14 protein-coding genes and 1 pseudogene are annotated in these 19,803 nt (G+C 58.3%); 4 read left to right on the top strand and 11 right to left on the bottom strand.

Translation table 11 applies throughout. From position 1 onward, the window contains the following. Window positions 1-87 precede the first annotated feature (87 nt). Window positions 88-2,544 carry a TonB-dependent receptor plug domain-containing protein gene (locus BUS12_RS12885; RefSeq protein WP_083640363.1) on the top strand — a complete coding sequence of 819 codons (2,457 nt, stop codon included), beginning with the start codon at window positions 88-90 and terminating at the stop codon, window positions 2,542-2,544. 103 nt (window positions 2,545-2,647) lie between these two features. On the opposite strand, the gene BUS12_RS12880 is transcribed toward BUS12_RS12885, so the two are convergent. The 11 genes and pseudogenes from BUS12_RS12880 to BUS12_RS12825 form a co-directional block, all read right to left on the bottom strand. Next, window positions 2,648-3,052 carry an ASCH domain-containing protein gene (locus BUS12_RS12880; protein WP_253190061.1) on the bottom strand — a complete coding sequence of 135 codons (405 nt, stop codon included), beginning with the start codon at window positions 3,050-3,052 and terminating at the stop codon, window positions 2,648-2,650. A gap of 284 nt (window positions 3,053-3,336) precedes the next feature. Further along, window positions 3,337-4,446: a saccharopine dehydrogenase family protein gene (locus tag BUS12_RS12875; protein WP_074296050.1), complete on the bottom strand. Its 1,110-nt coding sequence runs from the start codon at window positions 4,444-4,446 to the stop codon at window positions 3,337-3,339. 217 nt (window positions 4,447-4,663) lie between these two features. Further along, window positions 4,664-5,401, bottom strand: coding sequence for a transporter substrate-binding domain-containing protein (locus BUS12_RS12870; RefSeq protein WP_074296049.1), 738 nt, complete (start codon window positions 5,399-5,401; stop codon window positions 4,664-4,666). Between the two features lie 202 nt (window positions 5,402-5,603). After that, window positions 5,604-6,041: a YciI family protein gene (locus BUS12_RS12865; RefSeq protein WP_074296048.1), complete on the bottom strand. Its 438-nt coding sequence runs from the start codon at window positions 6,039-6,041 to the stop codon at window positions 5,604-5,606. A 342-nt stretch (window positions 6,042-6,383) separates the two neighbouring features. After that, the gene (locus BUS12_RS12860; RefSeq protein WP_074296047.1) at window positions 6,384-7,373 is read right to left on the bottom strand and encodes a hypothetical protein; all 990 of its coding nucleotides are present in this window, start codon (window positions 7,371-7,373) and stop codon (window positions 6,384-6,386) included. Window positions 7,374-7,629: 256 nt separating this feature from the next. Next, window positions 7,630-9,939, bottom strand: coding sequence for a DUF262 domain-containing protein (locus tag BUS12_RS12855; RefSeq protein ID WP_074296046.1), 2,310 nt, complete (start codon window positions 9,937-9,939; stop codon window positions 7,630-7,632). Between the two features lie 338 nt (window positions 9,940-10,277). Beyond that, complete coding sequence (locus tag BUS12_RS12850) at window positions 10,278-12,764, bottom strand: AAA family ATPase (protein ID WP_253190060.1); 2,487 nt, start codon at window positions 12,762-12,764, stop codon at window positions 10,278-10,280. A gap of 620 nt (window positions 12,765-13,384) precedes the next feature. Continuing rightward, window positions 13,385-13,735, bottom strand: a pseudogene (locus BUS12_RS12840) (tyrosine-type recombinase/integrase); the annotation flags it as partial. Window positions 13,736-13,767: 32 nt separating this feature from the next. Continuing rightward, the gene (locus tag BUS12_RS12835; RefSeq protein WP_253190059.1) at window positions 13,768-15,192 is read right to left on the bottom strand and encodes a phospholipase D-like domain-containing protein; all 1,425 of its coding nucleotides are present in this window, start codon (window positions 15,190-15,192) and stop codon (window positions 13,768-13,770) included. Between the two features lie 383 nt (window positions 15,193-15,575). Further along, window positions 15,576-15,944, bottom strand: a complete 369-nt coding sequence (locus BUS12_RS12830) for a VOC family protein (protein WP_074296044.1) — start codon at window positions 15,942-15,944, stop codon at window positions 15,576-15,578. 232 nt (window positions 15,945-16,176) lie between these two features. Next, window positions 16,177-17,100 (bottom strand): LysR family transcriptional regulator, encoded by a 924-nt coding sequence (locus BUS12_RS12825; RefSeq protein WP_074296043.1) that lies wholly within the window; start codon window positions 17,098-17,100, stop codon window positions 16,177-16,179. 123 nt (window positions 17,101-17,223) lie between these two features. On the opposite strand from BUS12_RS12825, the gene BUS12_RS12820 reads away from it, so the two are divergent. The 3 genes from BUS12_RS12820 to BUS12_RS12810 are packed head-to-tail and all read left to right on the top strand — an operon-like array spanning window position 17,224 to window position 19,536. Continuing rightward, window positions 17,224-17,967 carry an SDR family oxidoreductase gene (locus BUS12_RS12820; RefSeq protein WP_074296042.1) on the top strand — a complete coding sequence of 248 codons (744 nt, stop codon included), beginning with the start codon at window positions 17,224-17,226 and terminating at the stop codon, window positions 17,965-17,967. A 30-nt stretch (window positions 17,968-17,997) separates the two neighbouring features. Beyond that, a complete protein-coding gene (locus BUS12_RS12815; RefSeq protein ID WP_216352709.1) occupies window positions 17,998-18,612 on the top strand; it encodes a hypothetical protein in 615 nt (204 codons plus the stop codon). Between the two features lie 24 nt (window positions 18,613-18,636). Beyond that, window positions 18,637-19,536, top strand: a complete 900-nt coding sequence (locus tag BUS12_RS12810) for an SDR family oxidoreductase (protein WP_074296041.1) — start codon at window positions 18,637-18,639, stop codon at window positions 19,534-19,536. The last annotated feature ends 267 nt before the right edge of the window (window positions 19,537-19,803 follow it).

The following is a 19,803-nucleotide window of genomic DNA, read 5'->3' as shown; positions in this document are numbered from 1 at the left end:
ATTACCCGATACGCGAAAAGACCGGGGATTGAACCTGTGCGCGGCCCGCATTGAGCCGATTGCATTTCTGACTTGTAGAGACTGACCATGCGTGACAGACGTTCAGCAATGCTGGGTAGCAAGGCCAGAGTAGGGGCTCGGTGCAAGGCGATTTCGGCGGCGGTGGCCGCGTTCGCATGCACCGGCGCCGCCTTCGCGCAGAGTGCGGCCGTGCCACCTGCGGCGCAACCGGCCGGCGCCGTGCCGCAGCAAGGTGGGACGAATGGCGTGCAGGTTCAAGATCAACTGGTGATTACGGGGACCCGTACGGCGACCAAGGCCACAAAGAGCCTGACGCCGGTGGATGTGATTACGGCTGCCCAGTTGCAGAGCACTGGCCAGACCGACCTGCGCGATGCGCTGGTTTCACTGTCGCCGTCGATCCAGCGTCAGGCCATGGGTGGAGCGCAAGCCGCCTTGGTCGATGTGCTGACACTCCATGGCCTGACACCTGACCAGGTGCTGGTGCTCGTCAACGGTAAGCGCCGGCATTCGACTGCGACGATTGCGCTTAACCCGGGGCCGCAGCAAGGTTCCACCGGCGTCGACATCGATCTGATCCCGGTGAGTGCCGTCGACCACGTGGAAATTCTGCGTGACGGTGCGGCCGCGCAGTACGGCTCCGATGCCATCGCGGGGGTGATCAACATCATTCTCAAGTCGGACACCAAGGGTGGTTCAATCGAAACGTCGACGGGGCAGACCTATCAGGGAGATGGCCTCCGTCAGGACGAGTCCGCCCATTACGGGCTTGCGCTGGGAGTAGGCGGGTTTCTGGATTTGAGCGCAGAGGTGTCTCGGGAGAATCATACGGACCGGACGGGGCAGTACGCTCACACCGGGGCGCTCGCCGGCTCGGTAAGCAATGCTTACTTTGGCGATCCGTCAAGCACGCGTGAGGTTGTCGGATTCAACGCCGGCTATTACGTGAGCGACAGTGTGGAGCTCTACGGGTTCGGCACCTATGCCCATCGGGATGCGGCCAGTTATCAGTCGATCCGGGGCTCCGTTGTTCTTCCTGCGGTTTATCCAAACGGCTTCATTCCGCAGGACCTCATTAACGAAAACGACTTCTCGGTGACGGTCGGCGTGAAAGGGGACGATCTGTTGGGCTGGAAGTGGGATCTGAGCACGACATACGGCGGCGATTACGCTGGCTTTAGTCAGGTGACGTCGGAGAACATCGGCTTGTACGACGCGACGGGTCACACGCCGACGCAGTTCTATATCGGCAATCAGGAGAACACCGAGTGGACCAATAACCTTGATTTCACGCGCCCGTTCAGTTTGCCTGGCTTGCCGGCGCCTGTGACCGTGTCGTTCGGCTTCGAACAGCGCACCGAGGGCTATTCGGTCGGCGCAGGCGAGCCGGATGCGTATCTATACGGAGGGACGCCGGCACTGGTCGGTCTGACACCGGCGAGCGCGAGCGACAATACGCGTGACGTGCTCGGCACCTATATCGATCTGGCGACCAGGCTAACCCAAAAGTGGCAGCTCGATCTCGCGGGACGATTCGAGCACTATAGCGACGTGGGCGACACCACGAACGGCAAGATCTCGACCCGCTACGACTTCACTCCATGGATCGCGTTGCGCGGGAGTGTCGGCACGGGGTTCCGTGCGCCGACGCTGGCCGAACAATATTACACAACGATTAGTCCGACGCCGACCTCGGCGTTCGCATTGCTTGCGGCGAATTCAGCGGCCGCTAGAGCGCTCGGTGCGCAGCCGCTGAAGCCGGAGGAATCGACAAGCTACAACCTGGGTCTTGTGTTGACGCCGACGCACGATATCAACGTCACGCTCGACGCCTATGAGATCGATATCCGCAACCGTATCGTCGAAGGCGGCTCGCAGGCCGGCGAGGCTGCAATCAACGCGATTGGCCTGGCGGGATTCTCGACCCCGCTGGGCATTCCGGCCTCGGCGATCTCAGCCAGTTATTTCACCAACGGTGCGAACACGCGCACCGACGGCATCGATCTGGCGGCGACGTACCATACGTACATTGGACAATATGGCACGATCGATTGGGACCTCGGCGTCAACTTCAACAACACGACGTTGACGCATCTGGCTCCCGGAACGAATGGCCAGCCGCTGCTCAATGCTCAGCAGATTGCCTATCTGACCAGTGGGACACCGAAGAGCAACATCGTTGCTGGGGGAGTGTGGAACTATGGCAAATGGGGCGTATCTCTGCACGAGACGCGCTTCGGCACCACCTCGGCGGAGGAGTCGTACCGTACCGGACCGAATGCCGGTTCGGTCACCGTATTCATACCGTTCACCAACAAGGTGGAATACACCACGGATGTCGAAGCACGTTACGACGTGACAAAGCGCTTTGAGGTGGCGGTGGGCGCGAAGAACCTGTTCAATGAGTATCCGAACAAACTGCCTGCGGCAGCTCAATACGCAGGGGCCGATTTCGACCCCACGACGTCTGCTATCGGTATGGACGGTGGGTTCTATTACCTCCGTGCGAAGTACCTGTTCTAACCTGTTTTAGCTCAGTGAACGAAATCGTGAGCTGTTGAGGTTCGCGAGGACGCTCTGGAAAAGCGGGCCTGCCGAGTAACTTCATCGCGACGCGCGTTTAGCGTCAGTCCACTACGTCGCGCGCGATGATCTCAATCAATTCAAAGTGCAGCGTCACCAGTTCGAAGTGATCATGCAGTTCAAGGTGCGGCATGCACCGAATATGGCATTCGCGGAACTCCTCCGCACTGGAAAACGTTTCGCCGCGCCAGACTTCCTCCGGGATGTCTCCGAATTCGATCGTATACACCTTGGTCGCCTTGATGATGCAGCGAAGCCGCTGCTTCAAATCGTAAACCTCGATGATGTCACCAGGCACATAGCCACCGTCGCCGTATTCGCCGTACGGCGTGTGGTAGTCCGCGACTGTGTCGGCGGTGACGGTCTTTCGACCCTCCATGACAGCGCGCGGAAGACTGTCGTCGTTTTCGTCAGCGCCCCAAAAAGTCAGTCTCTTTCTTCTGTTCATCTCGCTGAGTGCTTAGGTGCCGGCATTGATGGTCTGGACAATGTAGTCTGCGATGGGATCAAGAACGATCTCGGGAAACTGCTCGGCTATAGCAGATGGGCGTCACTGAAACCACGTTTTCTGCAAACTCGTGGGAAACGAAGGCCAAGCCACCCGGAACCATCTTCAGGAATACATGCCACCTGAACTGGTCGAACGCGGGCCGGCGACGATTGCTTCGGGGCGACCCTAGGCCGCCATCCCAGTTTCGACATGGCTGCCCTTTGCGATACCGCGCGCAATCATCAACCAACGCGTTCGATCACCTCAGTCTGGATGCCCCACCGTGCGAATTCCGGCTCAAACTCCCGCAGGAGTAGCGAGCCCGCGCTAGTCTGCGCACCAGACGCGAACGTGTCGCCATGTGCCAACCTTCGTGCCAACAAGATCGCCGCCATGCAAGGGATTTCCGGCCCGTGGTTATTGTCTACGGTAAGGTGCCACTCAAGATGAAGAGGCTGCCTTTGCGAGGAAAGCCCATCGAGCCGAATTACCATGCCGCCGAGCCCTGAGCCGAAACGATCAAGCCACGTCCCCGTGCGGTATAGCACAGGGGCCAGCAGACTTGCACGCGAAATTAATCGTCGACGCCTTGCCCATGCGATCAAGGCGAAAACACGCTGCGTTAGCTCAACTTCAAGCGCGGCATGGAAAATGACGTTGGTCACGCCCGGATACCGTTGCGGGAATAGCTCGAGGTCTGGAACGTCGCATAAGGCTCCGAGGCGCGACTTCAGTTTCGCAAACGAAATTCGTATTGGGTTCGACCACCCCGTTTGTGATGTCCAGCGGCCACCTTGCCATACTTGAACGGTCTCGCCACAGTATGACAACACCGCTGCCAAAGTCGCCTTGCCGCGCGGAGCCTGCTGCCCCGGTGCGATGCAAATCTCAATCGAAGATAGTTCGGCGAAACGATGACGCAAATCATCGACGACCGCCGCCGACAGGGTGGGTAGCGTGCTCACACCGCTGAAGGCTGTGCGCTTGGCGGCCTTGAACGACGCGTCCAGTGCTTCGGAGAAGTCACACACAAACCGCCGGCCGTCTGCGAGATCGATGTAGTGTGCTCCGCACTCTGCGATCGCTCGAGCGGCATCGTAACCTTGTCCCTGAAACGGCCCTGCTGTGTGGATTACCAAATCGGGTTTGAGCACGCCTAGACGTTTAGAAAAATCCAAAGCGCATGCGTCGAGTGACATTGCCGATACGTTTCTCCCGAGTGTCCTCGCAAAGGCAGCAGCTTGCGCCTCGTCCCGCCCGGCAACCACGAGCTCTATCGCCGCATCTTCTGCAAGCCCACGGCAGATCCGCGCACCAAAATTACCGTAACCACCGAGTACGACGACTCGCATATCACTCCGCTTTAGATGCTGGGCTGCTAAGTTTGCCACATGGGTGGCACACCAACACTGCAACGGTGAATTGTTGACGACCTACGCGTCGCGTTTGACCGTCTCTTCGTGGCCGAACCCGGAAGTTTAGTCAGCGTCCGTCAATCGTTTACGTAACCTCGACGCGAACTTCCTTTGTCGATCCGGAGAATTTGTATCCCGTCGGCCGAAGGCCGTCTCATGCTCGACGTGGGAGAGCAGGTTCGATCTCGTTGTGAGTCAGGCCGAATCTCGCCATACGAGCGCGATGGTCTGATGAGCCCAGATATGAACGCAGGCGCTCGTTTACCGCATTAAGCAATTCGCTATTTCGTCTACTAAACGAGAACGCTCCGAGAGGGAGATGTTGTTGCTTCTCACTCGTTCCCCTCTCGTGCTCCACGGCCTCGAGGACAGAGCCACCGATCCGATCCGCAAGCATGCGATTTCCCAGCGCAGTGCTTGCGTACGCGTCGATCGCGCCCGAACGTACTGCCGCGATAGCGTCGTTCTGATGTTCGAAGATGACTATTTGGTTCTCGGTTACTCCCGATTCCCTTGCCGAGTCGTGCTGAACCTGGCCGGCAATGATGCCAAGGCGCGCATCCTGGCGTTCAGCAAGTGACGCATAGCTCTTGAGCGACTTTGGATTGCCCGCCCGAACCAGGAAGCCGTCCCCGATCGCCCAGACGGGCACGCTGAACGCCACCCGGGCGGCGCGTTCGGGTGTCACGAACAGCGGAACGTTCATGTCCCACCGGCCGGCTTCGACGCCTGGGAGCAGTTCGCTGAATATCGTCAGACGATGCTCGATCCGGGTGGCGCCAATCTCCCGAAGAACCGCTTCGGCCAACTCGATGTCAGCGCCGGTAACGGTACGGTTCGCTTCCGTCCAACCGAACGGTGGTTCCTCGATATAGGCAATCGTTACCTTCATCGCTGTGTCTCACGAAAGAGGAACGGCCATCAAATCGCCTGGGCCGATTGTTGACGATTCTACTTGCATGTGTGGATGTCCCTTTGTGGTCGAGTCCAGCCTGAAATCGGTCAGGCCGAACGTAACGCCACCGACCTGAAGCCGGCGGTCGTCGACTCGAGCACGCGGCTGGGCGGCAACTCGGCGGTTCCGTCTGTGGCCTTCACTTCCGCGCCTGCCAAACCGACTCGCTCCAGGTCGGTGCCGCTGCCCGGATGATGTCGAGGACGTCGGGCGGGACGTCGCCCGCTCCGGTGAGTTGGCGCACCTCCAGTACATCGTCCGAGCCGAGACCGGATGGCGCGCGCAATGCCCAGGAAATCGCTTCCTCGAGCGATCCAACTTCGACGATGTAAAAGCCACCGACCAGTTCCTTGGACTCGGCAAATGGGCCATCAACGATGTAGCGTTTCCCCTTGCTAACCGCAATTCGCGCTCCGGGCGCTGCTGGGTTCAAGCCTTCGGAAGCCACCAGGACACCGGCCTTGTACATCTCTTCGTTGAATCTCATGTATGCCGTGAGAAGGGCCTCGTCCAAACCGCCGCCGGCATCCGGCTTCACATTGTCTGCACTTGCCTGGGCTGTGATGATGAATCGCATCGTCGTTCTCCTGAGTTGAATGGTGCTTCAAAACCACGACGAACGAAGGGCTGTCGAATCGACACGTTGCAGGCGATTTCGATGATTCGTATCGCACCCACCAGGCCGATGACGATCGCCCCTGCAAGACTTGAAATCGTAGGGATCCCAGCATACCCGAAAGAAGACGTTCACGATGGGCGGCTACAGGCCGGTCACTGCCCGACGGCGATGGTCGGCACGCGACCCTGAGCAGTCGGACCCGTATCTACATAGCGGACATCTAACCCCGACACGCATCTCTCAGTACATTGGCTTGTCGCGCGAACGCACCGTCGCCGAGCGCGCCCCAGTTCTGTGACGCTATTTGCGCCAACGATCCTGAAGCGTAAGTGGGTCTCCCCAAAAGGTGACCCATTCTGCTACCTGCGCAGATCGTCGAAGGATCATGTCTGTTTCTCCAAATCGAAGAAATTCTGGTATGGGTCCCACAAGCTGGTCTTGCAGTCCTCCTCCCGCCCACGCTCGTCCGAACCGCACCCAGTGGAGGTGACTGTTGCGGAGCCATGATGAAAATCCCAGTATTCGCGCCACCTCCCTTGCTCGGAATAGGCTCTTGGCGAGTTCGCTCCTAGCAGCGCATCGCGTTTCGCTTGCTCGCTCGCGGTATTCCTCCGGAACCAATGGCACTTCCGTGTAAGCGGTGTTCCAGATAACTGCGTTGAGAGCGGCGATAAATCGGTCCACCGCTCCTACCAAGCGTCGGCACTCTTCGGTTTCGATAGAAAGTCCGTAGGCCATTTCGTGGGCCAATATGTGCCGGAGCCGGAAGGCGTTTTCTACGTCACCTAACAACTGATCGACATCGGCAATCAGAAGAGGTGCCCCCTTCGAACCTCTGCGCAGCATGTAATGACTACGGGCGTTAGATAGCGCACTTTTAAGATCAAGTCCGAGGATCGCACCGAGCCAAGACACTACATCCGTAACCGAATTGTACGAAGCGATATGCGCCACTAGCTCGCCAAAGCTGATGGTCTGATCGTCCAACAGCGTGAGCGCGTCCTTCACCGAATATTTCTCCGGAATCCTTTCCGCCGCACGTACGCGATATTGCGCTTCGGAATTGACGAGTTCGGAGATTGAAAAGCGAACGAACGTTTGAAGCGTTGCAATCGACGCAACAATCACGTGCCGACGAACTTCGTTGCTGTCGACTGTCGCTGCGAGGCCTTTAAGTTCGTGCATTCGCTTTTTTACCCCCGCCCAAGTCGAATCACTGTCCAGGCCGTAAGCTCTTGCACGAATCGCGAGCGCCTCCTGTACCAACTCAGTTATTCGGCGATTTGCCATTTGGGCTCACTGTCAGGGACCGATGGGAGTACGAGATTGTATCGGACACTCGGACTCCGCTTCCTGGCGGCATGGGCCGACGGTTCGGCCGTCCAGATCATCTACTGGCGGCCGTTATCGAGCGGATGGTACTGCGATCCGATTGTCAGCGATCCGTGCCGGGTTGTCGTCTGACCGCTTCTGGCCGAACCCGGTCCGACGCTGAACTTCCGTACTCGACCCCAAAGAGACAGTCGCTCTTGCCGAAAGCAGTCGTTCATCGAAGAGAAGAGGTCGAGGCGCCGGGCTGAGACTTGTTCACGCTTATCGTGGAAGGGCCGATCATCTCGACTACAAATTCTTCCATCGGCGCTAGGTTTTGTTGAAACCAATTTTTCAACGGGGCATAGCCAAACACGCGCGGCGCACCGTTGGTATTGGTCGACCGATCGAAGCGCCCGTCGACAACCAGTTTCTCGGAACCGCAGACGATTTTTATACTGCCACCGGCCGCCGGAAACAGATCTGACGCCTTGACGGTGACGTTGAAGAATCCCATGTTGAAATAAGTCGGTTGCAACGTCACGTAGAAGTTAGAGATGGAATCGGCCGCGGACACGCCCGCGGAACTAGAGGCGCGACTTACCGCAGTGGCCAGGTCGGTGTTCGTCATGATCGGTGCGCTGCGCGTGCTGCTTTCAATTGGCGGTGTGGTACCTGTATCCGATGTACTTGTATCGGGAGCAGATTTGCTCGGAATCGGCCACAATATCATTGCCTGTTTGAACAGCTCATCGGCCCGGGTTGCTATCGATGTCTCGTCCCATATCCCGTTGTGCTTAAGCAGCCAACGATTTAGCTCGAGCTTGCTGTGCTCTTCCAATCCTTCGCGCTTCGACTTGCCACCGTTCTCCGATATCCACGGAGCGTTCGATAGGTTCGGATTCAGTTTCTTGCTCACCAGCGTCAAGTTCCCGATTCCATGCACAACAATATCGCGACCGTCTGCAATTTGACCGTCGCCCAGTGGCCAATGTTCCCGCCATTTTTGCGGCATGATGTGTTCAATCTCGAGCTGGGAAAAATCGAATGTCAATAGCGGTTCGGCCTTGCTGGACGTCGACTTCTGGTAGGCCTCCTCGATAGCCTGCAGAATCATATTGACGCGTTCGCGCTTCAACCCGCCATAAAAGCGCCGGGTTCTCCAGTCCAGTTGGAACACGCTGTCGTTAGGCCATTGGTCAGCCCCTGCCGCGGCCAGCAGATAGCTCTCCAAAGACGCGGCGATGCCCATTCCTTCGGGAATCTGAGCAACAACCCTCACCAACGCCAGTGCCATTGATCCAGCCCCACGCGTTTGCATGCCGCAGACCATGCGGCGCACGAAGTAGCTCTCCAACACGACCGCCACGTCGTCGAGATCGGCGATCGTGATGTTCGGTCGGCCCATGATAAAGAGCAGCAGCGGCTGGAATACAGTCACATCCAGCACCGCCAAGCGCCGCAGAAATGCATCGAAACGTGTAGTGCCAGTGGCGTTAGCGATTCGCTGGTATCGAAGCGCATCCGCTTTGACAGCCGACATCAGCTGCGCAACATCAATTAATTCACCAAGCGATCGTTTCTTCAAAACCGCCATGTATCGTAGGAAGCGATCGTAGAGATGCTTCGGCGAGACCTGCTCGAGTGTTTCTTTCGACAGCCAGTTCTGTAGGAAGGTGTCAATACGTGCGCGCGCCGCATGGCCAACACCGACGCGCGCGCGCCAATAACCGTGGTCGCGATCGAACTGCTTCCAATACGCGTCGTAGAGCGGCGCGATGTTCACTTGCTGGCGATTGGCTTCCCACAGCAGCCAGTTCTTGATCAGATCCGCCGGCAGCAGTGGCGTCCCGTGCGCGTTCAGCGTCTCGAAGATGGCTTGTGGCTCGTCTTCCGTATCGAGATCTAGAACGATGAGACGCAGGTGGTCCTTGAGAGCGGCTGCGAAACGTTGTGCACGCTGGCCGACGTCCGCGCCCGACAGGTACGTCTGAAACATATCGCGGAAATAGGCGTAAGCTTCGGCCATTCGGTTTGTGGGCTTCGCCCACGTGTCGGTCGCCTTGGAATCCATGACTGACGTGAACGGTGCACGATCTTCATTGGTCGGCCAGACCTTATACTGTTCATCTTCGGTAGACCAACCTGGATTTATCGTCAGCGGCGCAATCTGTCGATGGGCGACATCAATCGGCCGGCGCTGCGATTCATCGGCTGAGTCGAGCGCGTGCGACAACGCATGCTCGGCTGCTTTCAACATAAGCTGCAGCGTGGTCAAGCGTTGCTGCCCGTCGATGACTTCTCGACGCGGCAGACTGCCGGTAGCGTTCGGTGTTTGCTCGAGGACTACCGTGCCGAGAAAATGGCCGGCGACCGACTGCCCGTCGACACGGCGCTCGATGCGGTCCAGCAGACCGGCAATGTCTTCCCATAATGGCTCCCACTGATCCTCCCTAACCCAGACGTACGGCCGCTGAAACAGCGGCACCGTGTGGCGAACTTGGTCCCCAAACAGCTTTCCAACAGAAATGTAGGTCGGTTGCATTCTCTTTACCCGAAACACTTATTTGAATGGGACAACGAGCGTATTGCGCCTCCTCGCCGGGTTGATATCCTAACCTGTCTGTTGTCTGGTGCTAATCAAACGTGTTATCTCCGACGAGGCCGCTTAGGAGACGGGCAATTGCCCCGGATAGGTTGCCAATGATTTGCAACACCTATGTCGAAAGACCGAAATTGGTCGAGCACGGCTTCATGCGTTTTGCATTGGCACGTCGGCACGTGGACCCGTTGACCGGCTCAACGCGCCCCGGCACGGCCATTCGGTATAGATCGAGTTAAGTGGCGGCTTCCGTCCAACAATCCGACATCGGAAGCGATCCTTTAGCCTGCTCGCTCAGGCTCTCCTATGCTCTTCAACAGAGCGTTGTATTGCACCTTGTCAGCAGCGTAAATCTTGTCCAAGACATAGTTTGCCACCTTGGCGATCTCAGGAATTTCCACGGGCTTAAAGCCTCTGTCTGGAGCAGATTCTAGGTGCGAAAACTCGTTGTTAAGGCGGTTGACCAGCGCAACTGCTGCATCTTCCTCTTCCCCGAAGAATTTCTTGATCCGTTCAAAGGCGTCGTTCCTATCATCATGATAAGGGTACTTGAAGAACAAGAAGGCTTCTAGAAATTTTCGCAGGTTGTTGCCAAAGCCGAAAAATGGCTCATGGCTATCTGCTGCGGCAGCTTGATCTTTGCACTTGTAGATTTGATGAAAGAGGTAGTGAAACTCAGTTATGTAGTCTTTAAGATAAGACGGCATGAGCAAGATGTTGCTTGAAGCGCCGTTGCGCTCAATCATGAAATGCTCATGGTCATCGACACTTTTCGTCTTGCCTTCACCAGCAGGGATTTTCTTCTTCGGAATGGACAGGCGCTTGAGGTACTTCAGGAAGTCCAGGTTATGGGTCGAGATGAAAAGCTGCTTGTAGCGGTAGACGTTTGAACCGTCAGCATTCTTAATCGGCTTCGCAATTAAACTCTCTATCAAGCTGAACATGAAGAAGATATGGTTTCCGTCGAGGCTAGAAATTGGATCATCAATGTAGATGATCAGTTCTTTGCCTTTGCTCTCCGGGTCGTCTAGCTTGGCAATGAAATAGCAAAAGGCAATCAAGCTGCACTCGCCTTCGCTGAGGTTGTACGCGGCCGTACCGTTTCGTGTGATTTCAAACTTGACCGTGGCTTTGTCTGCGCCGTCACGGGCCTCAAGCTTTATACCGTCATGGCCGAAGAAGTTGTTGAGCAAAGAGTTGACTCTCTCGGCCCCCTTCCGCTCATCTTTTTGCTTGGCTCTCAAGGCTTGGACTTCTGCCTCAGCTTCACGGATATCTCTTTCAGTGTCCGTATGGGCCGTATCTGCCGTGTTGGCGTCGGTCTTGAGCTTAGCTATGCGCGCAACCTCCTTCTCATAGGTGATCGCCTCAGCAAACGCAAACACGTCAGCCAAGCGAAGTGCATCTCTAGCAGTGTTTTTGTCGTCTTCCAGGGTTTTTGTCTTTCCGTTGCTCGTGACAATCAGCGAATTGATGTCCTGAACATGCTTCTCGATCTCCTTGGCGTCATGTGAAGTGGCCTTCAGAAGCACGGGCTGGAACAGGTTGCTCTTGCGAGTCTCAAGCGATTTCTTCAGGGCATCCAAATCGTCTTGGTAGACACCAAGTGCTTCCGATAGTGCCTTGCTGCTCGCTTCAAACGCGATACGCTCATCCGCATAAAACTGAGCTCCTGTGAAGGTATTGAGTCTAGCAATGGACTTGATCTCGTTCGTGACTGACGCGATAGCAGCATCCAAGGCCGTTTCTAGGTCATCCGACTCTTTGCTGAAGTGTTCGTCCAGCACCTGCCAAATGTCGTACGGCAAGTCCTGTCGGCAGAAAGCACAGGTGTTCCGCTTGTCCCGGTGGTGCCCGATACCTTGTTTGACCCAAAGCTGCAAAGCGCTGTCCTTAAGCAGTTCTTCAATCGCTTTGGTAGGCGTTATCGCCTTGGACAGAAGAGGGCCAGCAATGGCCTTCAGCGACTCCAGCTTGAGGGTGACGGCCAGAGTGCCTGTAATGTCGGGTAAGGCTTCTTGCTTGAGCAAGGTGAGCTTACCTGCTTGTTCCTCGGTGGTCAGCGCGATGAAGCCGGGCTTACTGGTAGAAGCAATGTCGCGTCTGATGTGCTCTATGGTGTAGACGGGCACGAGGTACTGCGGATTCTTCTTTATCTTCTCAGCAGCATGCGAGCGCAGCTTGCCTTCTAATCCACTCAAAGCCGTGCTATGGGCAGTCTTGGTGCGATCGCGTTCTTTCTTCTTGTTCTCTAGGTCAAAGCGCAGTCCAGCCTTGGCCTCCACACTGCCAAGCTTGGTTTCGATGGCAGCAATGGCGTCGTCGATCTCCCTGTTCTGCTCACCGACGATGGCAAAGGTCTTGATAACGCCGCCGATCTCTTGGTTGACCAGAAAACTCAGGTTGTCAGTTACAAAGTCGCGGTTGTAGACGCGCACGTCATAGTTGTGGGTCAAAAGGTCAGCATTAGTGACCGCACCTTTTTCACCCGTCACGGTGAACGACGAGCCCACATAGTTCAGCGGGAGCTTGCGCGTCTCCAGCGCACGAAAAACACGAGAGAGGGTCGTCTTTCCAGAGTAGTTGCGTCCGTAGAGGATGTTCAGGCGCTGGAAAGGCTTGACGTTCTTCCCGTTGTCTCGAACTGTCTTTTTCCACTCCAAACCTTGGAAGCTACCAAAGTTTTCTATGTCTATATGATTGATCACAGGCTCGGCCTCCTCGAAAACATACTCATCGCGCATATATGCCCGCAGTGTGGAACCCAATCTTACCCGCTCGATAGAAGATTGAGGGGCCGCAACGGCGAGTTGGGCCGCTGAACAGTTCAACCGTTATCGTGCGTTTAGAGTAGCTGACATTGGATTGACGGATACGCAATGGTCGAATCGCGCGCATAGCGCGAGCATCGGGTTCCGGAGTGCGGCTGCCGTTCAAACTGCAAATTCCTCAACTCGCTGAACGGCAGGTTGTGGCCGACAGCAGAAGCTGCTCGTCAGCCGTCGCGCCTCAAAAGACTTCGAATGAACACCAGTCGGGCACAAACCCCTCAAAGATAAAAAAGTCGTCGACGTATGCGAGACCAAGCCTTTCCAATGACCTCATGCACTCGTCGGCTGCATCGCCTCCAAAAAACGGACCGAGCGATATCAGATTGCTGGATTCGTCAAAGTATGTCTGAAAATTGAATTCGGCCATGACCGTCGATAGGTCGACATCCTTGGACACAAGCGCAGCCCGTCGGACAACGATTCCGAAGTCTCTCGATACTTTCATCGGTATTCAACTTGAGCAAATGGGTAACCACGATTGTCGACGATTCGTGGGTGCCTGTCCAAAGACCGCTCCTGGCCGGACAGTGTCTGTTACCGTCCGGCGGGATCGCGGCTCAAACCTCGGTCCGTTCCGCCATTTCGAGCGCGTCGTCGACCTCGATGCCGAGGTACCGGACTGTGCTCTCAAGTTTGGTATGGCCAAGCAGCAGCTGGACGGCCCGGAGGTTTTTTGTCCGGCGATAAATCAGCGACGCTTTGGTCCGGCGCATCGTGTGCGTGCCGTACGCGGCGTCGTCCAGTCCAATCGACCGTATCCAGCGATGCACGAGCCGCGCGTACGGACGCGTCGACAGATGGGGCGACGCATGAATGCGGCCCGGAAACAGGAAGTCTGAAGGCAAGAGCCCCGCTGCCTTGATCCAAACTTACACGCTTCCGCGGGTTTGCTCGGCGCCCCCGAACTCGCCACGTAGTTTAGCGACAGGGCACGCCGCGCTCAGAGGAAGTTCCTGATCAACATCGTCACCCACCGCCAGGCACCGCCGCAGCCGTCGGCCCGGCAGCGCGCATCGGGATCCGCCAGAAGGCGGCCATTGGGGTCGCTCACCGAACTTGAGTTGCGCAGGAAGTACGCCACGCTGTCTTGCAAGGGATCGAGCCCGTCCTCAGGGATATCTATCCACAGGCCGTTTTCGGTATTTAAGCGGGCCGACAGCGAATCGAAATTGAAACTGCCGAGATAATATCGATGGCCGTCGATGAGGACCAGCTTGGCGTGCATCATGCGGTTCTCTCGGTCGGAATATTCGCGCACCTCGATCCCGGCATTCACCAGGCCGGGCAGATCGTCGGCATAGGCGCGCCCGACTGCGGGGAATTCCTGCGTGATGCTCGCCAGCGAGGCGCTCACCAGGATCACGTGGACACCTTCGCGCCGCTTGCGCTCAAGCGCCTCGCGCAGTTCCGGCACCAGGATCAGGTAGGGGTTGATGATCAGGATTTCGTGCTGCGCCGTATCGAACGCTTGTAGCATGTCCTGCAACGTGCCTGGCGAGCGCTTGTCGGGCCAGTCGTGGACATAGCGCAGGCGCTCGCAGGCGATCGGCATCCAGGCGGGATCAAAATACCCCTCGGGTGCGGGCAGAGCGGCGGGATCATTGGGCGTATCGGAGGCAGTTGGTGTATCGGTAGCGGCCAGGTCCGTCGCCCGGGCTGCAGCGTCGAGCGGAGCCAGCAGCCATTCGCGCCAATGACGGATGCGCGCCGGGTCCAGCGTCGCATAACCCTGCGAGACGCGATAAGGACTTGCGACTTTGAGGAATTTTTCCGGCTCGGGGCGAACCACTTCCGGGCTATTCCAGAACAAGGCGAAATGCTGGTACATGGCGTGCAGGGAGGAAGCATCCTGGCCGGCGTCGCCCGACACCATCAGATCGCGCTCGCTGAGCCAGTTGCGGAAGCTCGCATCCCAGATCGAGGTACTGCCGATCACGGCCGTGTCGCCAACCAGGAACAGCTTGTCGTGCATGCGATGCGAAATCTCGACGAGATCTGATCGTGGATGGAAGATTCGGAGTTCGATGCCGGGAGCCACCTCGTGCAGGGCGACGATGAACTCGTCCTCGAACGGGAAGTGCGGCTCGGGGCCGATGCCGTCGATCAGCAGCTTGACCGGCACGCCTCGGCGCGCGGCGTCGACCAGATGACGCAACAGCAGGCCGCCGGTCTGATCGATTTCGAAAATGTAGGCGAGGATGCGGATCTGCTCGGTAGGCGTGGCACGGTCGACCAGCGCAATCCGCGACTGCATCAACTGACCGTCGTCAAGACTGGCGACCAGGTCGACACATTGCGCGTGGCCGTGCTGAGAAGAGGCAAACACGCATGCCAGAATGAGCGCCAGGCTTCTCGTCGTGGTCATGATGTGGCGAACTGGTTCGATGTGTCTCGGGCCGTACGTCCTTGAAGGTCTGGAAGGCTTTGTCGCATTAGCGCGGTCAAGTAGCTCGCTGTTACTTCGAGAAGGTAGACAGAACGGCGAGCCCGAGATAGTTACCGTGGACAAGAGCGGCGCGAATCGGCTGCACTTTAAGCCCGCAGTGGACAGGACATCAGCGCAGTTGCAAGAATGGCTTTCCAGAATGTCCGATTGTCGCCGATTTATGAGCACTGTTCCAACGACCGCTCACGGCCGCACGGCGTCTCACGACCGCACCCGCCGTTTGTCCAGGACGTTGCCTATGCATTGGGCATAACTCAGCCCGATCCGGCCAGTCTGCTACTGAAAGGCGCAAACGGTCGCTGCTATCGGCCGATGGCGAACCTTCGGCTCGAAATGGATATCGGGTTACCTGCTGGGTCTTTTGCGTTTGCGAAACTATATCCATCTGCTTGGTGAGATGTGCCGAACTCAAGTCCCTGCTTCGCACAATGCGTCTTAAAGCCCTCGACGTCTTCCACGTCGAAAACCAGCTTTACCGACGCTTGCCCCGCCTTCAATCCCTTTCCGGCTTGATGAACCATGATGATGGCGCCGCCATGCGGCGAGACCAACTCTGCTATGCGACCATTGGCGTCGAACTCGCACTCAAATTCGAAGTGTCGCTCGTAGAAGGCACAGGTTGCCTGCACGTCTTTCGCATACAGCACTATCCGATTCAATGACGGTCGCATCCTTTCCTCGTTATTTTTACGATTTCGCAAATTGACGCAGAGAAGCCCACGGTTAGCGCGAAGAAGCGCCGACTTCCGACGAGAGTATGATGCTTCGCTATTGCAGAGCAAGATGAGACCGTTGTAGGGGAAAAGATGAAAGTGAAAGGACGCCGGTCTCGGTACGTGAACCAGATGCTCGGCTACGATCGGCTTTCCTGAAGGGGACGAGAGATTCCGGGGTTCTTTCACGCTAAGTCTTACCGCTCCGCTTCACACCAGTCTGATACGGCACCCCCCTGAATATCTCTTCAAGCCACTGAGTAAAAATCCGCACCCGTGGCGACAACTGCCGGTTGTGAAGGTACAGCACGGACACGGGCATCGGCGGCGGCGGAAACCCCGGCAAAATCACCTTGAGCCGTGCGTCGGCGATATCAGCCGCAATCCGGTAGCGCGGCACCTGAATCACCCCGGCGCCGGCGATGGCCGATCCCGTGTACAGGTCGGCGCCTGTCACCGAGATGGTCGAGCGCATCACCAGATCAGTCTCTATGCCGTCGACAAGAAAAGTGAGCGGGACCGCTTTGCCCGTCGCGCTCGACACGTAGTCCACCGCAAAATGTTCGGACAGGTCCTCGAGGCTGGCCGGCTCGCCGAAGCGTGCGAGGTAAGCCGGGCTCGCAACAGTGACCTGCTCCATGGACGCGATCTGCCGTCCGATCAGAGACGAATCGCGCAGGGTGCCTGCGCGCAACACGCAATCGACGCCCTCCCGCACGAGATCGACCAGCCGGTCGTTCTCGCCGATGTGCAGCCGCAGTTCCGGATAGCTCGACAGGAAGTCGGGCAGGGCGGGGATCACGAAGTGCCGCGCCAGCGTGCCCTGCAGGTTCACGACAAGCAGTCCCTTGGGCGATGCGTTGCGGAAGGTGCCTTCGGCCTCCTCGATATCGGCGAGCAGACGCACGCACCGGTGGTAGTAGGCCTCGCCATCGTGAGTGAGGTGTACCGTGCGCGTGGTGCGTTCGAGCAGCCGGGTGCCGATCCGCAGTTCCAGCCGCTTGATCAGGTTGGTGATCGTTGCACGTGGAATGTTGAGGTCGTCGGCGGCCTGCGAGAAGCTGCTGCGTTCGGCGGTACGAACGAACGCCTGCATTTCCTGGAAACGGTCCATGACGGGATGATCCGCTCAATAGTTAAAGTAAATGGAATACTGATGGAAAAACATGGCGAATTATCTTCGCCGTGATGTCAGTCATTATCCTGTCCAGGTATCCACCTGAACAGGAGAATTTCAATGAGTGCAGCAAATCAATCCGCCGTCGCAATCGTCACCGGCGCTTCGCGCGGTATCGGTGCCACCATCGCCCGGCGTCTCGTCAAGGACGGTTTTGCGGTTGCAGTGAACTACGCATCGAGCCCGGCAGAAGCCGACAAGCTCGTGGCCGAACTGACCCAGGCCGGCGGCAAGGCCATCGCGGTGCAGGGCGACGTGTCGAAGGTCGAGGACGTGCGCCGTCTGTTCGAGACGGTCGAGCAGCAACTCGGCAAGGTCGACGTGCTGGTCAACAACGCCGGCATCCTGAAGACCGCGCCGCTCGCGCAATCGAGCGACGAGCTGTTTGCCCAGACGTTCGCGATCAACGTCGGCGGTGTGTTCAACACGCTGCGCGAAGCGGCGACGCGTCTGAACGACGGCGGCCGGATCATCAACCTGTCGAGCACGACACTGGCGCTGAACCTGCCGGGCTACTCGGTTTATAACGGCACGAAGGCGGCCGTCGAAGCGTTCTCACGCGTGTTCGCGAAGGAACTGCGCGGCCGCCGCATCACGGTGAACTGCGTGGCGCCGGGCCCGGTTGCAACGGAGCTGTTCCTGAACGGCAAGACCGAAGAGCAGATCGCGCAGTTCTCGAAGATGCCGCCGCTGGAGCGCCTGGGTCAGCCGGACGACATCTCGGGCGTCGTGGCCTTCCTGGCTGGAAAGGACGGTGCCTGGGTGAACGGCCAGGTGCTGCGCGCCAACGGCGGCCTTGCCTGACGTACCGGCAAACCGATGGCGGAACCTGACATGGTGTCCCCTCAGGCTTCGAGCGGCGCGGCGCGTTGGCGCCGGCGCCTCTCGACCTCCCTCCTGACGCTGATCGCCGTATTGGGATTGGCCTCATGCGGCGCAAAGCGCGAGCCGGACGCCGCACAGAAGATGACGATGAGAGCCTCAGTGACGTATTTGCACCTGCTGCGGCATACGCCGTTCTTCACTGCGCTGTCGACGGCGCAGCTGCAGTGGGTGATCGACCACTCACGCGAGTGGGAAGCGGACGCCGGTGCCGTGATCGCCACGTGCGATCACGGTGTCGAACCGGATGCGCCGTACTGGATCCTGCTCGACGGCGGTTGGCAGGTCGAGCATGCCGGACGCACGTTTCGGAGTGGTCATGCCGATCCGGGCAAGTGGTTCAGCGCCGCCGAGGCGCAAGGCGAGCCGTGCGTGCTCGTGACGAACGAGCACAGCTATGTGATGCGCGTCGAGCGTGCCGACATGCTGGCAATGCTGGACGAAAAGTTTGGCTTCCACACCCATCTGGATAGCGGGATGGATTACTACCGGTCGATTTTCGGCGATCGTTCCGGCGCAGGCCGAGGCGAGCTGAGTCAGCCTTCGCAGCCCGTAGCCGGGCGTTAATCATAGGACAACAGGAGATATCTCATGACTTATAGCATTCTCGTGACTGGCGCATCATCCGGATTTGGTTTGATGACGGCTCGTGCGCTGGCCGAAGCGGGCCATACCGTCTACGCGTCGATGCGCGAAACGCAGGGCCGCAACGCGCCTCGCGTCGCGGAAATCGCGCAGTGGTCGCAGGAAAAGTCGCTCGATCTGCGCACGGTCGAACTGGACGTGCAGTCCGATGCATCGGTGGCCGCGGGCATTGCGCACATCCTGAAGGACGCCGGCCGTCTCGATGTGATCGTGCACAACGCCGGTCACATGGTGTTCGGGCCGGCCGAGGCGTTTACGCCCGAACAGATGATCCAGCAGTACGACGTCAACGTGCTCGGTGCGCAGCGCGTGAACCGCGCCGCGCTGCCGTTCCTGCGCAAGCAGGGCAGGGGGTTGCTGGTGTGGGTCGGTTCGTCGTCCACGCGCGGCGGCACGCCGCCGTTCCTCGCGCCGTATTTCGCGGCGAAGGCGGCCATGGATGCGCTCGCCGTGTCGTACTCGACCGAGCTGGCGCGCTGGGGCATCGAGAGCACGATCATGGTGCCGGGCGCCTTCACCAAAGGTACGAATCACTTTGCGCATTCAGGCAAGCCGGCGGACGCCGACATCGCCGCCGAATATGAAAGCGGCCCGTATGCCGGCGTGACCGACCAGGCGCTGAAGGGGCTGGCGAGTCTGGAGCCCGCGGATGCGGATCCGGCGGAGGTCGCAGCGGAGATCGTTCGCGTGGTGGACCTGCCGTTCGGCAAGCGGCCGTTTCGCGTGCATGTGGACCCGTCGCAGGACGGCGCAGAGATCGTCAACGGCGTGGCGGACCGGATGCGCCGCGAGATGTACCACTCGATCGGTCTGCAGGATCTGCTTTCGCCGAGAGTCAACGGCTGACCGTTGAGTGGCTCTTCGGCGCGACTCGTGAAATCAACCGCGTAGGGGGATGAGCACCCCTAAGTGCGCGCCAGCCGCACGAGGATGTCAGCCAGAACACGAATCTTCGGCTGAGCGGATGCGCAGATTTTCTCGCCGTTTCCGCCTAGTCGTTTACGCGGCCGTCCGGCGGACGGACTGGCAAACTGTGCGATTTCCCGCAGCGGAATGCCGCCGTTGCGCATCGTTAGCCTGTACCTAATCCACGCTTTCGCACAATCAAATTCC

The sequence above is a fragment of the Paraburkholderia phenazinium genome (assembly GCF_900142845.1).
GTDB classification, from domain to species: Bacteria; Pseudomonadota; Gammaproteobacteria; order Burkholderiales; family Burkholderiaceae; genus Paraburkholderia; species Paraburkholderia phenazinium_A.
The sequence above is the reverse complement of the archived record's forward strand: the minus strand, read 5'-3'. Positions and strand labels throughout refer to the sequence as shown.

What these genes read in the sequence shown, in the direction of transcription:
- BUS12_RS12815 (WP_216352709.1), top strand. Translation starts at nt 17,998, where the DNA reads ATGGTGTCCCCTCAGGCTTCGAGCGGCGCGGCGCGTTGGCGCCGGCGC.
- BUS12_RS12860 (WP_074296047.1), bottom strand. Translation starts at nt 7,373, where the DNA reads ATGGCAAATCGCCGAATAACTGAGTTGGTACAGGAGGCGCTCGCGATT.
- BUS12_RS12835 (WP_253190059.1), bottom strand. Translation starts at nt 15,192, where the DNA reads ATGACCACGACGAGAAGCCTGGCGCTCATTCTGGCATGCGTGTTTGCC.
- BUS12_RS12825 (WP_074296043.1), bottom strand. Translation starts at nt 17,100, where the DNA reads ATGGACCGTTTCCAGGAAATGCAGGCGTTCGTTCGTACCGCCGAACGC.
- BUS12_RS12875 (WP_074296050.1), bottom strand. Translation starts at nt 4,446, where the DNA reads ATGCGAGTCGTCGTACTCGGTGGTTACGGTAATTTTGGTGCGCGGATC.
- BUS12_RS12820 (WP_074296042.1), top strand. Translation starts at nt 17,224, where the DNA reads ATGAGTGCAGCAAATCAATCCGCCGTCGCAATCGTCACCGGCGCTTCG.
- BUS12_RS12810 (WP_074296041.1), top strand. Translation starts at nt 18,637, where the DNA reads ATGACTTATAGCATTCTCGTGACTGGCGCATCATCCGGATTTGGTTTG.
- BUS12_RS12885 (WP_083640363.1), top strand. Translation starts at nt 88, where the DNA reads ATGCGTGACAGACGTTCAGCAATGCTGGGTAGCAAGGCCAGAGTAGGG.
- BUS12_RS12830 (WP_074296044.1), bottom strand. Translation starts at nt 15,944, where the DNA reads ATGCGACCGTCATTGAATCGGATAGTGCTGTATGCGAAAGACGTGCAG.
- BUS12_RS12865 (WP_074296048.1), bottom strand. Translation starts at nt 6,041, where the DNA reads ATGCGATTCATCATCACAGCCCAGGCAAGTGCAGACAATGTGAAGCCG.
- BUS12_RS12855 (WP_074296046.1), bottom strand. Translation starts at nt 9,939, where the DNA reads ATGCAACCGACCTACATTTCTGTTGGAAAGCTGTTTGGGGACCAAGTT.
- BUS12_RS12880 (WP_253190061.1), bottom strand. Translation starts at nt 3,052, where the DNA reads ATGAACAGAAGAAAGAGACTGACTTTTTGGGGCGCTGACGAAAACGAC.
- BUS12_RS12870 (WP_074296049.1), bottom strand. Translation starts at nt 5,401, where the DNA reads ATGAAGGTAACGATTGCCTATATCGAGGAACCACCGTTCGGTTGGACG.